A 238-nucleotide genomic window follows, 5' to 3' on the forward strand; every position below is an offset into this window, starting at 1 on the left:
GAGCTATCAGCTTGGAGCTTAAAGCTGCTTCTATCGTCTTCTTCAATGAATCAAGCAATTCGTGTGGGAGCTCATGCAGCAGCTGATGTCGTCGATTAAGGAGGTGATCCAGCCGCAGGTTCCCCTACGGCTACCTTGTTACGACTTCACCCCAGTCATGAATCACACCGTGGTAACCCGTCCTCCCGAAGGTTAGACTAGCTACTTCTGGTGCAACCCACTCCCATGGTGTGACGGG

General features: G+C 52.5%; 1 rRNA gene. It reads right to left on the reverse strand.

Annotation, left to right across the window (positions count from 1 at the left end):
- Positions 1-96 precede the first annotated feature (96 nt).
- Positions 97-238, reverse strand: a 16S ribosomal RNA gene (locus ACZ6JE_RS15590); the annotation flags it as partial.

The organism is Frigoribacterium sp. AC759 (assembly GCF_979256015.1).